The sequence below is a fragment of the Ramlibacter agri genome (genome assembly GCF_012927085.1).
Taxonomy (GTDB): Bacteria; Pseudomonadota; Gammaproteobacteria; order Burkholderiales; family Burkholderiaceae_C; genus Ramlibacter; species Ramlibacter agri.
In genome coordinates this window covers 1,160,648-1,175,996 of sequence record NZ_JABBFX010000002.1, presented here as the reverse complement: position 1 = coordinate 1,175,996, position 15,349 = coordinate 1,160,648, and the positions used below count along the sequence as shown (strand labels likewise).

Genomic DNA, 15,349 nt, shown 5'->3' with positions numbered 1-15,349 from the left:
CGTCCTCAGGGAATGCCGTTGATCCCGAGCAGGGCGAAGCTGCCGCCGGGCGCGCCTTGCGCCAGCTGCTCCTTCGCCTGCAGGTAGCTCATGAACAGCCCGCCGCCCTTGGCCTCGAAGCCCAGGTCGTCGACGGTCAGCACGCGCAGGCCCAGGCTCACCTTGGCGCGGATCGGGTTCAGCGCGGCGTCGAAGGCTTCCTCGGTGATCGACAGCTCGGTGATGCGCACCGGCGCGATCCGCTTGGGGCCGAACACGAACAGCGGCAGCGGCGCCTGCGCCGGCGCGATCTCGATGGAGCCGCCCGAGGCTTCGCTGTTCACCGACTGCAGGTGCGCGCTGCTCGGGTAGACGAGGGTCTCGATGGCGGCCAGCTGCGGATGCAGCCCCGACTGCAAGGCCTGCGAGTCGCCGCCTTCCAGCGAGTCGGTGGCGTCGATCTCCGCTTCCACCTTGATCGTCTCCACCGGCGGCCCCTTGAGCCGCAGCGCCTCGAGGTGGTCGCCGGTGTCGGCGCTCGCGGCCTTGATCTGCAGGCTGCGCGTCAAGGTGTCGGGGTTGTATTGCAGCGCGATGATCTTCAGCACCGCGCCGGTGGTCGGGTCCACCAGCACGAGGCCGCCGCGCAGCAGCCGGGGGGTGTTGGGGGGGAAGCTGCTCATTTGGCCTTGTCCTTCTTCTTTTTCGGCAGCAGGTCCAGGAGGTTCGGCGAGGTGATGATGTGCGCGCCGACCTCCTGGTTCGACTGCTCGATCGGGGTCGGGTCGTTGCGCTCGTGGTAGGCCTGGATGCTGTTGGTGACTTCCTTGTTGGCGAGCGCACCGGCGCCGAGGTCGATGGGGCCCAGCTTCAGTTCGTCGGGGATGCCCAGCCCCTTGTATTTCAGGTAGGCCGAGTCCCATTGCTCGACGACGTTGCCGGTGGTGCCCGGCGACACGCCGTGGAAGGTGCTGGGCGCGAGGAGGCCGGCGTTGTCCATCAGGTGGCGCGGCGTGGTGATGACTGGCGGCGCCACCAGCCAGGGCGTGACCGGCGCCGGGTCGGTGATGCGGGGCGCCAGCGGCCCGCCGGGCAGCACGCCGGTGCTGCCCAGGCCGGGTGCCGGCACGACGACCACGCCCGGCGTCCCGCTTGGCAACTGCGGCGGCGTCAGGTCGAACTGCAGGCCGAGATTCAGCTTGGGCTTGTAGCCGCCGTCCGCCACCGGTCCCATCAGCGAAATGCCGGCGCGCCGGTTGTTGCCGGCGGGGCCGAAGTGCTTGCTCTGGCCGTGCGCGAACACGAACACCTTGGAGCCCGCCGGCAGCAGCGACTCCAGCAGGTGCTTGACGGCGACGGCGCGGTGCGCGGACAGGTTCAGGTTGTAGCCGGCCGGCCCTTCCAGGCTGGCGTAGCCGTGCACGTGCACGTAGATCGCCTGCTTCTGCTTCGCGGCGAGGTCGCCGATGGCCTTCTCGTCGCCGCCGTCGAGCGCCGCATCGTCCTGCTCGAACAGCACCTTGCCGTCTTCGGCGCCCCAGTTGTCCGGGTCCCGGATGAAGTCTTCTTCCGGCGGCGAGGCGCCGATGCCGGCCTTCTGGTCCTTGGGCTGGCACTGCACGCCGGCTCCCTGGCTCGCCTGCTGCTGCACGTGGCCCAGTTCGTGGGTCAGCAACTGCAGGCCGGCCGGCGTGCCCGGCGCGAAGTTGCCCGCGCCGAAGTAGATGTCCTGGCCCTGGGCGAAGGCGCTCGCGCCCACGGCGTCGGCCTGGTGCGCGGCGTCGGCATCGGCGTGCAGTCGCACGTTGCTGAAGTCGCCGCCGCCGGCCAGCCACTGGGCGCCTTGCTGCGTGGCATCGCGCTCGGCGGCCGGCTGCTGCGTGCGTGCCGGCGAGGCGTCGCCGGCCCGGCGGCTGCGGAGGAACTGCTGCACCCGGCTCATGGCGCGCCCTCCTCGCCCTTGGGGTTGACCTGCTTCAGCGTCGGGTCGGGCAGGGCCTTCACCTTGGCGCGGTCCACGGCGTCGGCGGTATTGAGCTTGCCGGCGTCGAGGAAGGTGACGTCGCCGAACTCGATGTCGTCCACTTCGCCGGACTTGACCTTCACCCGCACCACGAACTCGAACTTCGCGAGCCCGGTGACGGTGATCCTGATGTCGTTGAAGTTGATCTCGCCGGTCTTGCCGGTCTGCTCGCCCACCTTGAAGCCGGCGCCCTTGGCGTGGACGCGCGGGATGTTCACAGCCAGCTCCTTGCCCACGACCTGGCTCGGGATGTCGACGGTGTTGTCCTTGGAGTCCGCGGCGCTGAGCTCGATGTAGTTGTCGCCTTCGCCCAGCTTGCCGTCGCCGTCGAGGTCGTAGCCCATGCGGCCTTCGCCCAGCGTCAGGTGGCCGCCGGCGGTGAGGTTGTTCAGCTTGGAGAGGTCGCCCGGGGGACCGCTCTTGGCGTCCTTCGCTGCACCGGTGTCGGTGAGCATGGTCTCCAGCATCTCCTGGAAGTCGATCTTGCCGTACTTGCCCAGTTCCGGATGCATGCCGCCCGTCTTGGGCACGGTGACGATGTCGTAGAGGGAACCGTAGTTGCCCAGCGTGAGCTTCGCCTCCTCGGGCTTGTCGCCCTGTTCCAGGTTCACCGCGAAGGGATGCACGTTCTCGAAGTTCAGCACACCGCCCGACACCGGCAGGTGCAGCCACGCGTTCGGCCCGGTGTTCTCGTACTCGATGTCGAACTGGCCGCTCATCTTGCCCAGCGGGTCGCCGGCCATGAACTTCGGGCCCGGGTCGTGCGCGGACACGGCCTTGCTCTTCTCGGTGCGATCGACCGAGATCACCACCTCCAGGCCCTTGCCGAGGAGCAGCTTCTTCGCGCGGGCGACGATCAGCTCCACGCCCTTGTCGGTGCCCATGCCCTTGAGCCCCATGCTGAAATCCTGCAGCTCCGCCAGCGGGATGTAGACCGCGGTGCCGCCGCGCGTGATCTTGAGCTGCTGGGCCAGGATGGACTGGATGGGCACCACCGCCGCGCCATTGGGCAGCAGCTGCGGCTGGATGTTCTTGATGTCGATGCGGCCGAAGGAGCCGCCGTCGTAGTAGGTCGAGACCTTGGTGGTGTTGCCGTCCTCGTCGGTCAGCGTGAGGTTGGGATTGATCAGGCCGATGCGATTGAGGATGAACTTGCCGTCGATGGCGGTGCGCTCCACCGGCGCGTAGCTGCCATCAGCCTTCTTCACCTTGCCGAGCGACACGGTCTTCAGCTGGATGTCGTCGCCGTAGATGGCGTCGCCGTCGACGTCGGTCGCGAAGGAGGTGACAGTCGTCTTCTTGCCGAAGGTCTTGATGATGTCGCCCGACAACCCGGTCGCGGTGAAGGCCTGCTTGGACTTGTCCTTGTCGCGGGCGGTGAGCTCGAAGCTCAGTTTCGTCAGCCTGGACTTCTGGTCGTGCGTCAGCTTGGAAACCTGGAAGCGGCCGATGGTCGCGCCCCAGCCGCGGATGCCCTGCGTGACTTCGCCTTCCTCACCCTTGTCGTTCACGGCCTTGGCCTTGCCGTGGTAGTCGAAGCTGCCGGCCTTGATGCCGGTGAATTCCAGGTTCTCGAGGCTCAGGTCCTTCAGCTGCTGCGTGTCCTTGCCGTCCTCGTCCTTCACGGTCTCGAAGTTGGCGTGCACCTTGTCCAGGGTGATCTTCTCGACGTTGGCCGAATCCAGCACGAGGCTCTTGCCGTCGTCGCTGGTGTAGGTGGTCTTGCCCAGGTAGGCCGCATCGACCTGCAGCCCGGTGAGTTCGATGTAGTCCTTGCCGAAGGTGACGGCGCCGACCACCTGCCCGGTGCCGAAGGTGGTGTCCAGCGACTTGTCCTTCAGGTAGCCGCCGGTCTTCTCGATGACGCCCAGGCTCATCACCCGCATGTCCGGGCCGACAAAGCTGGTGCCCATGTCTACGCCCTTGAGGGCGAAGCCGGCCTTCAGGCCGTCCTTGAAGCGCTCGAAGTGCACCGCGGCGTCGAACTTCTTGACGTCGATGTCGCCGGCGGTGAGGCCGCCGCCGCGGGACCAGTCCAGGTCCTTGATGCTGAAGTCCTGCAGGTACAGCGGGCGGAAGTCCTTCATCGTCGCGGCATCGGTCGCCGGGTCGAAGGGCTTGATCTCCACCTTCACCTTGTCGTCCTGGTAGATCAGGTGTTCCGCCTGGATGGTGTCGATGTGGAAGTCCTTGACCTTCACCTTCTGCAGCTGGGTCTTCTTCGCCGGCGTGCCGTCGGCGGCGGGCTTGGCGTCCTTGTCCGGGACCTGCTCGGTGGCGATGTCCGCGGTGACGCGCAGGTTGGCCAGGGTCGCGGGCTTGTCGGCCTTCACGCGGCCCTTCTCGCCCACCGCCCAGTCGATGCCCTTGACCGAGAGGCTGCCCAGGTGCACGTCCTTCAGCGCGTAGTTGCCGCCCTTGATGCCGATCTTCCCGGACAGGTGGTTCAGGTCGAAGCGCGCCCAGCCATCCGGCCCGCGCAGCGAGAAGGCGTTGGCGTTCAGGTCGCCGATGGTTGCCTGGAGCTCGCCTTCCTTCAGGAAGTCCAACTGCAGCTTCTTGCCGCTGATGCGCCCGTCGGCATGGCGGACCATGCCGTCGGCGAGCGCCGCGGACATGTCGACATCGCTGATCTTGTCGATGCCGGCCGAGCCGAGGATGGACGTCTTGCCCCCGTCCTCCGGAAAATCGATGGAGACGCCCTGCGCCCACACGCCTTCGACGGAGCCGGACTTGATGCGCACCTCGATCTGGTCCGGGATGCTGGCGTAGCTGAGGCCGTCGGCGCGGATCGCACCGACGTGGAGGTCCGTGATCTCGGCATGCGCGAAGCGGAAATCCTGCGGGAACTTGCCTTCGCCTTCGACCTTGGGCTTCTTGTCCAGCCGCACCTTGCCGCTCAGGCTCACGTCCTCGATGCTGCTCTTGCCGGTGGAACCCACCTGGAAGCCGACGCCGGCCTCGTCGGTGGTGAACAGCATCTGCGCGAGCGTGAGGGAGGCGATGCCGAACTGGTCGAGGTCGATGAAGGCCGAGTCCCCGACGCGCTGCGCGTGCAGGTTCAGCTTCGTCTCCCCGAGCTCGAAGTCGCCCTTGCCGACGTAGCTGCTGTCAGCCTGGTCGTCCTTGGCATTGGCGCCGCTGACCTTCAGGCGGCGCAGCACGCGGTTGTCCGGCCCCGTGCCCTGGACCCGCACGCCGCGCTTGAGGATGCGGTCGACGTCCAGGCCGGAGCCGAGCATGTCGGTCACCACGTCGCCGGCGCCGGTCACCTTGACGCCGAAGTCGTCCAGCTCGGCGCTCGACGCGCCGTATTGCGCCAGGCCGAGGGCGATCGCGGTGTCGGATTCGGCGACCGCGTCCTTGGCCGCCTCGATGTCTTCCGGCGTCTTGGCCGCTTCGAGGCGGCGGTAGGCCGCGACGCGCGCGTCCTGCAAGGCCTGCAGTTCGGCGATCTTGCCGGCGAGCTTGGTGACCTCAGCCTCGATCACCGGCTTCTGCTTGTCGTCGGCCAGCTTCGCCTTTTCCTGCAGGCCCGCGAGACGCTGGTTCAGGAGGCCGATGCGCGGCGCGACGCCCAGGCCTTCCACCGTCAGCTTCTTCAGGCCCGCCTCGAGCACGTCGCCGCGGTCCTTCATCCTGGCGTAGGCGCCGGTCAAGGTCGCTTTCTCGAACAGCAGGCCGTGGTACTTGCTGCGCACGCCGGAAACGGTGAGTTCGTCGACCTTGCCGTCGGCGTCCTGCAGGTTCTTCTTCCATTCTCCCCACTTCAGCAGGCCGCCGGCGGGCAGGGCGCCCACGCCCAGGCCGCGCGCGACGACCTCGTCGATGTCGATCCCCTTGTCGGGAAGCTGCACGCCGGCCAGCCGCACGGCTTCGGCGCCCACGCCGATGCGGCCGGTGGCGACGTCGACATCGATCTTCGCGTGCGTGAGGTCGATGGACTGGGCGACCAGGCTGGCCTTCGCGCGCAGCTGTTCGCGCAAGACCCGGAACTCTTCCAGCTGCGGGCCGCTGAGCGCCGACACGCCGTGGCGCAGCATCAGCTCGTAGCGTTCGGCCAGGCCGCGCAGCGTGTGCAGGCTGTCGAGGAGCGGGGCGACTTCCTCCTTGGCCTTCAGCGGCTCGAGGTCCTTGATCTTCTGGTCGATGTCTTCCACGGTCTGCAGGCCGCCGCCGAAGGAGATCCTGCCGGTGTGCACGGTGTCGATCTCGAGCGACACCGTGCCGTCCTGGCCGCTCAGCGGCGCGGCGGGACGCTCGCCCGCGCCCGAGCGGCGCGACAGCTCCGCCGCCGTCGCCGTCGGCAGCGCGACCATCTGCGTCAGCACGGCGCTGCCGCCTTCGCCATGGATGCCCGAGAGGTGGATGGGCTCCTCGCTGGTCACGGTACCGCGCACGTCCGAGGCGTCGACCGAGCCGATGTCGATGAAGGCGCCGCCCTTGTCCTCGAAATCCAGCGCATTCAGGCGCTTCTGCAAGCTCGCCTGCTGCTCCGCGGAGAGGCCGCCGGCCAGGATCTGCTGCTGGATCTGCAGGTACTCCTGTTCGTCCTTCTCCACCTGCTGCTGCTGGCCCACGAGCACGGCCTGGCGGGCCTTCAGCTTGGCGACCGCCTCGCCGGCCTGCGGCTGGCCCTCCAGCGCCTTCAGGCGCTGGGCGATGGAGGCCAGCTCCGCGCGCAGGCGGGTGGCCTTGTTCAAGCCAAGGCGCACGGCGAAGTCGCGCACGCCGACGTGGCCCACATGCTGGCCGCCACTGGTGGTGATGCTGTCGACGTCCAGGCTGTCGAAGCTGAAGTCGATGGCCTTGGTGCGGGTCGCGACGTCGCCGGCAAACTTCTCCGCGGGATTGGACTCCAGGCCCTCGCTGACCCAGCCGGCGATCTTCTTGTACAGGTAGATCGGCAATGCCAGCAGCACGAACATGGCCAGCAGCGGCACCACCAGCAGCGGGAAGGGCACGGAGCGTCCCTGGCGTTCCTTGGTGCCGCCGGTGACCGTGTCGATGGTGCCGGCCGCCAGCCGCAGCATGCTGACGGCGAGCCGGGTCACCGTGATCATGCTGTTGCTCTTGGCGATCAGCACGTCGTTGGCTTCCACCGATTGCAGCGAGACGTGCGCCTGCGTCGGCTGGCCCAGGTCTTCCTGGTCGTAGGCCGCGTGGATGTGCAAGCCCTTGAGGTTGATCGCGCCCGATTGCAGCGTGGTACTGGCGAGCTGCACGTTCGCCGAGTCGATCAGCAGCTCCGGCAGGATCAGTTCCGCCGACTTCATGTCGGTGCCGACCAGCAAGGTGAGCTTGTTGGCGTCCGGCCCGGGCGGCGTCGCGCTGGCGCCCTGCTTCTTCGGGTCGCCCAGGCGGGCGCCGCCGAGGTCGCCGCCCTTGAAGCTCTGGACGTCGTTCAGGTCGACCTTGAGGCCGATCTTGTTCTCGATGAAGAGGACGTCCAGGTTCCACAGCGTGACCAGGCCGGACCACAAGGTGCGCAGGTCCGAAAAGATGCCTTCCTCGTACCAGCGCGTGCCCTGCAGGATGTCCGCCTTGTATTCGGGCCGCTTCTGCGGGTCCCACAGGCGGTACTTCTCGACCAGCGGCTGCAGCTTCGGCTTCTCGATCGCCTTGAATTCCTGCGAGCGCTCGAAGGCGAAGCGGTGCTCGGTCATCGCGATGGCCATGCGCACCAGGTCGCCCAGCAGCGCGGCGTTCGGCTCCGTCCAGGTCGCCGACTCGGCCAGCTGCCCCAGCACCGATCCGCGGTCGGTACCGGCCTTGTCGCCGATATAGAGATTGAGGTCCCGCGACTGCCGCATGGACTCGCTCATCTCGCCCTGGATGCGCTCCCACTCCGTGGCGTTGTCGCGCACGAAAGCCTCGCGCTCGTCGGCCGGCAGCGCCTTCACGCACAGGTAGGCGAGGTAGGCTTCCTTGTCGGTGACCATCCAGTCGGTGAAGCTGCGGCTAACCAGCTCGCGTGCATGCGCCTGCGCACGCGCCGGGTCGCGGGCCAGCATGATCTTGACCGTGCTGATGCGGTTTTCCTCGGCGAAGAGGAAGCTGTCCTTCAGGTCCCCGAACAGGCGGTCGATGTAGCCCAGGCCATCGAGCTCGTGGATGATGGAGGCGCGCAGCAACTCGTCGCCCGGCGTTTCCTTGCCCTTCTCCAGCGAGGAGCCGCCCAGCAGCACCAGCTCCTTGTAAAGCTCCGTGGCCTCCTTCTTGTTCTCCTTGAAGTCGGTGAGCAGCGCAGCCAGCGTGGTCTTGGCGCCCGGGTCTTTTTCGAGCTTTGCTTCGTAGAGCTGCGAGGCGTTGAAGAACAGCCTGGTCTCGCCGTTCTCCTTGACTTCCTCCACGCCAAGGCCGCCTGCGTCGTCCGGCTTCAAGGCCTGGTACTTCGCCTTCATCTCGTCCAGCTCGCGCTGGCTTTCGGCGACGCGGATCTCCAGGCCGGGATAGCGCTGGTCGTCGGGCAGGTTCTCCAGCAGCCGCAGGTACCACTTGCCGCTGTCGCGCAGGCGGAACTTGTACTGCTGCGCCAGCGGCATCAGCTTGAGCAGCTTGTACGCGAACAGCGCCTCGTAATCGCGGATGGCCCAATCGAAGAGGCCATAGGACAACAGGCTTTCGACCAGTTTCTCGTTCTTGTACGGCAGGCGCGAGCGCACCAGCGCGATGAGCGTCGCCGAATGGCTTGGCTTGTCGAAGTAGCTGTCGGCGGGCAGCAGGTCCAGCAGCTGGTCGACCAGCGTCTCCAGCTCCATCTGCTCGGCGACGTAGAGGAACAGCGACTCGTTCCCGCGCGCGCCATCCAGCAGGTCCAGCGCCTGGATGGCGAGCTGGCCGGCGGGCTGCTGGTCACTGTTGTCCGAGGACGGCGGCGCCAGCAGGCTGCGCACCTGCTGCAGGAGTGTGTTGGCCGCCGGGTCTGTCTTGTGCGCGAGGATGGCCCTGCGCTTCTCCGCCAGCGCCGCCTCGCTGGCGGCGGCTTCGGTGGCGTCCTTCTGGATGCGCCGCAGTTCCTCGGCCGAGGGCTGCGGCGCCGAGATGATGCGCTTGATCGCCGGCCCGTTGTCCGATTCGAGCAGTTCCTGCCGTTGCTTGTCCTGCAGGTGCCGCAGCGTCCAGGCGGCCGCTTCGGTCTCCTCGGTCGACATGCCGGAGATGGGCAGGGCGCGGAACACCTTGAGGTCCACCGCATCCTGCAGGCGGTTGTCGTCGAGCGTGTGGTAGTAGCACACCAGCACCGAGCGGCGGTTCTGGTACACGTGCGGCGGGTTGATGTTGTCGGCCAGGCCGTAGCGATCGCCTTCGTCCAGGCTGCGCACGATCGCGCTGGCGACGGCAAAGGGCACGCTGTCCAGGATGCGCAGCACGTCGAAGACGTCGCCATCCGAGATCCACAGGCCGGCCAGCGACTTGCGGATTTCCGAGATCTCGCGCGAGCGGCTCTCGGCCACCACGCTGGTGCTCACCAGCTGGATCGAATCGTCCACCGTGACTGGCGGCGCTTCTTCGCCGCTGTCCGCGGCCGGTGCCAGGCCCAGGGGCTGCTGCGGGCGTCGCAGCGCCCGCTTTTGCGCGAAGGCCTGCCCCAGTTCGGCGGCCTCGCGTTCCGCTTCCTCCACCCGGACCGCTCCGCCCAGCCCGCGCTGGGCGGCGTGCACCGCCTCGTGCGCCAGCAGGTAGCGGCCCTGCGGGTCCTGCGGCCGGAAGCGGGCCGGGTGCAGGTAGATGGTCGCGCCTTCCTGCAGGCCGCTGGCGCCGGCGGCATTGACGCGTGCCTCGGCGCCCGCGTTCACCTCGATGCGAATGCGCGCGGGGTCCAGCCCGAGCCGCGGGGCCAGTTCGTCCAGCAGCAGGCGCGTGACGAGCATGCGGGCCAGGTCGGCATCGGCAATGTTCCGGCCGGGCGGGCGCGGGTCGAGCGCGGTGAAGGGCAGGCCGCCGTGGGGGAAGGGCGCGTTGGCGGCGCTCTCGCGTTCCTCGGCCTGCAGCGCTGCTTCCTGGGCCTGCTGCCGCACCGCGACCGGCACCGGCCGCAGCACCGGCGCCGGCTTGGCCGGGGCAAGCGCGCGCTGGCTCATGGGGCGCCCCGCAAGGTCGCGAACAGGCTGCGTGCCAGTTCGCGGCCCACGCGCGCGGGCTGCGGCGGCCCGGCCAGGCGCAATGCCGGCGCAGCGGCCACGCGCTGGGCCCCGGCCTGCCAGGGGCCCGGGCGTGCCGCGAGGCGGGTGAGCTCGCGTTCCATCGCCCGCTGCACCAGCGCGCCCTGCGCCGGCGTGAAGCCCAGGCCCTCGAGCACCAGGCGCTCGATGTGCAGGGCGACGGGGCGTTCGGCCTTCACCGGAATTCCGCCTCGTTGACCGGCTTGTCCAGCTTGCGCAGCTCGTTGCGCACCGCCGCCAGCAGCATGGCCTGGCTGACGGCGGAGCCGCGCTGCGCCGCCATGAAGGCGGCGTTCAGCGCGATGCTGTGGATGTTGCCGCCCGACACGTTGAATCGCGCGAGCCGCGCCGTGTCCACGTCCTCCTGCGGCACTTCGGGCGGCAGCGCCTTCTGCCACATCTGCCGGCGCTCGGTGGGGCCCGGGAAGGGGAAGTTGACGATGAAGCGCAGCCGCCGCATGAAGGCCGGGTCCAGCGCGCTCTTCATGTTGGTGGCCAGGATGGCCAGGCCGCTGAACGCCTCCATGCGTTGCAGCAGGTAGTTGATCTCGATGTTGGCGTAGCGGTCGTGGCTGTCCTTCACCTCGCTGCGCTTGCCGAACAGCGCATCGGCTTCGTCGAAGAACAGGATCGCGCCGCCCTGTTCGGCGGCGTCGAACAGCTTGCGCAGGTTCTTCTCGGTCTCGCCGATGTACTTGCTGACCACAGCGGACAGGTCGATGCGGTACAGGTGCAGCTGCAGCTCGTTGGCAATGACCTCCGCGGCCATGGTCTTGCCGGTGCCGCTCTCGCCGGCGAACAGCGCGTTGATGCCCAGGCCGCGCGTCATGCGCCGCCCGTAGCCCCATTCCTCGTAGACCCGGTAGCGCTCGCGCACCTGGGCGGCGATCTGCCGCAACAGGCGCAGGGATTCGTCGGACAGCACCAGCTCGTCCCAGGTGGCCTTGGGCTCGATGCGTTGCGCGAGCTGGTCGAGGCTGGGCTGCGCCAGCGCCCGGCAGCTGGCCCACACCGTGGCGGCGGGGCTCACGCCAGGCGCCGGCGTGGCGGCCTGCGCGGCGGTTACGCGGATCTCGTCGAGGTCCAGGTCGAACTGGCCGGCCAGCAGCCGCGCCGTCGCTTCCGCCTCGTCGTCGGCCAGCGTGCCGTGCAAGGCTTCGCGCCAGGCATCGTGTTGCTCCACGCCGGTCGGCTTGTCGACCTCGATCTCCAGGCTGGCGGCGGCGGCGCGCGTCGGGGCTTCGCGCCGGCCGGCGAACCCCAGTCCGAGTTCGCGGCCCACGAAGGTCTCGAAAGCCAGGGCGGGCTCGGAGCGGCCGCCATCGATCTGCTCCGCGTCGATGTAGAGAGCGACGGGCAACAGCACGCATTCGCGCTGCCACAGGCGTGCGAGCGTCTCCAGCTCTGCGCGCTGCGTCGGGAGCGCGTCTGCGTTCAGGCGAAAGAGCTGGCGATCGAGCGCGCTGCAGACCTGGCGGGCGACAGCGAACTTGCTGCGGGCGTCCGGGCCCAGCAACTGCACCAGCGGCACCGTGGATTCGCTGGCGGTGATGCCCAGCCGGCGCAGGATCTCGTCGGCGGTGGCCTGCTGCGAGGCCGCGAGCACGGGCGGCGGTCCACTGGCCGGCTTCATCAGTGCCGCCAGCCGCTCGTCGAGCACGTTGAGGCCCTTGAGGTAGTTGACGATGCGCTCGTCGGCACGCAGCGCACTCGCAGTCAGCGGCGTGGCGCCCGCTTGCGTGATTTCCAGCAGGCGCGCGTAGCGCAGGGGACGTTGGGGCGACAGGGCGTCCCAGGCGCGCTCGTCCAGCGCCTCGAAGGCCTGCAGCGCCAGCGCGAACGTGGGCGCGCTGCGCGATGGGTGTCCTTGCGCGGCGGCAAGGAGCGGGGCCAGCGCCGGATCGAACTCCGGGGCGGCGCATAGCAGCAATGTGTCGCGCTCGAAGGCGGTCAGCCGGAAGCGCTGCGCAAGCAGCACCAGCGCGGGCGGCGGGTCACTGGCGGCTGCGGTTTCGCGGTCCTCGGCGGCCTGCTTCAGCACGTCGGCCTGCGACTGGCCGGACAGCAAAGCCACGGGCTCGACGCCCGCCGCGGCGGCCGCCGCCGCGGCGGGCGTCCGCGGCGGGAACCAGGAGCGCGGGCCCGTGGCCGCAGGCGCTGCGGCGGCGACGGGTACCACCGCCATGGGAGCCGGCGCAGCCGCCGGTGCGGGGGCAAGCTGCTGCAGCCGCATGCGCAGCCACTTCAGCGAGGCCGCCAGGTAGCGGTTGTTGTCTTCGACCCAGGTTTCGGCGCTCATGTCACATGCACCGTTTGCTGCGTGTCGAACTCGAAGCTCGGTGGCGAACCCGTGTAGACGGCCGGCAGGCTGTCGATGCCTTCGACGCGCAGGCGCAGCACGTAGTCGCCTGCCACCACGCCCGGCACGGCGAAGGTCAGCGTCGTCGGCAGCGCCGGATTGACCGGGGTGTTGACCGTCGCCGGCAGCACCTCGGTATCCCCGAACAGCAGCCGCACGGAAGACTCCTGCGAGGTCCGCAGGCGTGGCGTGCAGGTCAGCGTGAGATTGAGCGTGCCGGCAGCGGCATTGAGCGGACTGACGGTGATCAGCGGCGACAGCGCCATCGGCACGCTGTTGGTCGTCCAGGAAGGCTGGCCGGGATCGCTGATCGTCAGCGACACCGCGTAGACGCCGACCGCCCAGTCCGCCATGCCGCTGGCAACCTCGGCGATGCTGGGCAGGTGCACGCCGAGTTGCTGGGCGTCGATGGGCAAAGGCGTCAGCGTCTGCACGACGGCCAGCCGCGATTGCTCGAATCGCACCGCCAGCGTGCTGTTGCTCAGGAGATTGGTGCCCGAGAGCAGCAGGTCCTCGCCCAGGCGCAGCGCGGGTTGCAAGGGCGTCGCCGCGGCCCGTGCGCCGATGAGGGTCGGAGCCGGCGCGCCATGCGCAGTCGCGCCGCGGTCGGCCGGGCCGCGCTTGATGACAGGCAATGCCGAGCGGGCCGGGCCCTGGGCCTGGATCAGGACGACGGAGACCAGGTAAGCCATCGAGGGCCGGTAGCGAGCCTGCATCGCGGTCCACAGCTTGGAGAGGTCCTCCGAGCCGAGGAACACCGGCGTCACCTTGATCATCTCCACCTGGTCGGCGAGGTCGACGGCCGACAGCGAGCCGAAGGGGCCGGGCAGCAGCGAGCCATCGACCGGCGGCGGCGAGCCGAGCGCCGTGCGCAGCTGCGCGCGCGTGAGGACCGAGGTCTCGTGCAGCACCTGCATCGCGTAGCCCAGGAGGACTTCGGCGTTCAGGTCCTGCGCCCCGTAGGCGGTCAGCAGGTAGTGCAGGTCCAGCGCCAGCGGCGCGTTGGTGAGGCGCTCGCCGGCGCGGTCGCGCGAAGGCAGGCCCACGTTGCGCCAGCCGCTGTTGGCGGTGACCTGGTAGAGGAACAGGTTGAGCTGGTTGTTCTCGGTGGTGCCGGTGGTGACGCGGTCCGGCGGCTGCGCGGTCACCGTGAAGCTGCCGACGGTGGACAGGTCGTGGTCCATCAGCCCGTCGTTGAGGAGGTCCTTCAACGAGGCCGTGACGGCGGCGATGGCGAGGGCACTGCTCATCGCGAGGCTCCGTTGCGGCGCCGCAGGTATTCGTCCAGCGACAGGCGCGGCGCGGCCGGTGCAGGGGCACGTGGTCGATCCGGCTGCGCGGCCGGGACTGCGCGCACTTCGACGCGGCCGATGGTGATCTGCACCGGAGCCGGTTGCGCGGAGGCCGGCGCCGGGTCGCGGCGGGCCGCCGGCGGCTGCGCGGCACGGGCCATCAGGACGGCGCGGGACGGCGTGGCGGACGTCGTACGTGCAGGCGCCTGCACGGTGGTGTGGTGGTGCACGTGCTGCACGGTCGACAGGATCGGCGCGGCGGGCTTCGCCGCAATGGCGGGGCGAACTGCGGCCTCGCTCGTCGTGGCGGGGAGGGCGGCCTGGGCTTTCCTGGTGACGGCTGTTTCCGTGCCGGGGGATGAAGTGCGCCGCGTGGGGACCTGGGCGGGCTCGCGCACGCGCTGCGGCTTGGACTGCGCGCGGCGAGACGGCTCCGTCGCTGCAGGCAGCGTGCGAGGGCCGGGTCGTGTCTCCAGTGAAGGCAGCCCCGGCCGATCCGGCGCCGGAGCGCGTGGCGAAGCGACGCGCTCGTGCTTTGCGGGAAGCAGTGGGGCCTCGGGAGGGACCGCAGGGCGATCGACGGCCCGCGCGACCGGCTGCGGCTCGACCCGCACGGCCTGCACCTGCGCGCGCGGTGCCTCGGCACCCACCAGCTGTTCCACCACTTCGACACCGCCCGCACCAGCCTGCCGCGGCTCGAACAGGAAACGCGGCCTGCGCTCCAGCACGGGCGCGCGCCCTTGCGCCCGATCGACCAGCCCGGCGAGGAAGGCGTTCATGCGGCCACCATCTCGAGATAGGCCTGCCGCCGCGTCGCGCTCAGCGCCAGGATGTCGCGCTCGCTCCAGCCGTAGGCGCTGGCCAGCTGGTGCACGTCGGCCAGCATGCGTTGCGCCCAGTCGTCGAGTTCGCTCCAGAAGTGCGACACGATGTCGAAGCGCAGCGACCAGGCGGCGCCGCAGGCGGGGCAGGCGAGACCCACCTGCACGTCCGCGTCCGGGTCCTGCGTGGCCATGCCGTCGGCGATGCGGTCGATGACGGCCTCGGGCAGCGCACCGGGGTCGACCGCGACGCCACCGCGCAAGGCGCTGCGCACGCAACGCCGCAGCAGGCGCATCGCCTCGTCGCCTGCATCCGCACGTTCGGCCGCGAGCTGCAGCAGGTCCTCGCTGGTGGGCAGGCGATATTCGACGTCGAAGTCCTGGTCCTGCAGGCGCAAGGCGGAGGCCGGTCCATCGTTCGAGCCGGCGACGATGTCGCCCACCCGGAAGTCCGACTCGAGCCGCTCGCCGCAACCCGGGCAATGGGCCGTGGTGTGCAGTTCGCCGCCGAACATCTCTTCGTGCAGCCGCAGCAGGGCGCGATCGCGCGCGCCGATCGGGGCCTGCGCCCAGGCCTGGCCGCCAGCCACGGGCGCGGCCAGCGCCAGCGCCTGCAGCGCGCGCTGCACCGGGTGCGCGCGCTGGTTGTCCTCCCAGAGCCGCAGCAGGTCGTCGGTGTTGGCAGCCATGGTCGTGCGGCCCGGGCGGGG

General features: G+C 69.5%; 8 protein-coding genes. All 8 read right to left on the bottom strand.

Annotated elements, in window-relative coordinates:
• Positions 1–5 precede the first annotated feature (5 nt).
• The 8 genes from HHL11_RS24100 to HHL11_RS24065 are packed head-to-tail and all read right to left on the bottom strand — an operon-like array spanning position 6 to position 15,328.
• On the bottom strand, positions 6–662 hold the full coding sequence (locus tag HHL11_RS24100) for a hypothetical protein (protein ID WP_169421092.1): 657 nt from the start codon (positions 660–662) through the stop codon (positions 6–8).
• Positions 659–1,921: an eCIS core domain-containing protein gene (locus HHL11_RS24095; protein ID WP_169421091.1), complete on the bottom strand. Its 1,263-nt coding sequence runs from the start codon at positions 1,919–1,921 to the stop codon at positions 659–661. The genes HHL11_RS24100 and HHL11_RS24095 overlap by 4 nt, the downstream gene beginning before the upstream one ends.
• Positions 1,918–10,086, bottom strand: a complete 8,169-nt coding sequence (locus tag HHL11_RS24090) for an eCIS core domain-containing protein (protein WP_169421090.1) — start codon at positions 10,084–10,086, stop codon at positions 1,918–1,920. Before HHL11_RS24090 ends, HHL11_RS24095 begins: the two co-directional genes overlap by 4 nt.
• Positions 10,083–10,346 (bottom strand): hypothetical protein, encoded by a 264-nt coding sequence (locus tag HHL11_RS24085; RefSeq protein ID WP_169421089.1) that lies wholly within the window; start codon positions 10,344–10,346, stop codon positions 10,083–10,085. The genes HHL11_RS24090 and HHL11_RS24085 overlap by 4 nt, the downstream gene beginning before the upstream one ends.
• A complete protein-coding gene (locus HHL11_RS24080; protein WP_169421088.1) occupies positions 10,343–12,466 on the bottom strand; it encodes an ATP-binding protein in 2,124 nt (707 codons plus the stop codon). The genes HHL11_RS24085 and HHL11_RS24080 overlap by 4 nt, the downstream gene beginning before the upstream one ends.
• A complete protein-coding gene (locus HHL11_RS24075; protein ID WP_169421087.1) occupies positions 12,463–13,776 on the bottom strand; it encodes a Pvc16 family protein in 1,314 nt (437 codons plus the stop codon). Before HHL11_RS24075 ends, HHL11_RS24080 begins: the two co-directional genes overlap by 4 nt.
• Entirely contained in the window at positions 13,773–14,597 is an 825-nt protein-coding gene (locus HHL11_RS24070) for a hypothetical protein (RefSeq protein ID WP_169421086.1), read from the bottom strand. Before HHL11_RS24070 ends, HHL11_RS24075 begins: the two co-directional genes overlap by 4 nt.
• Positions 14,594–15,328, bottom strand: a complete 735-nt coding sequence (locus HHL11_RS24065) for a T4 family baseplate hub assembly chaperone (RefSeq protein ID WP_169421085.1) — start codon at positions 15,326–15,328, stop codon at positions 14,594–14,596. Before HHL11_RS24065 ends, HHL11_RS24070 begins: the two co-directional genes overlap by 4 nt.
• Positions 15,329–15,349 lie beyond the last annotated feature (21 nt).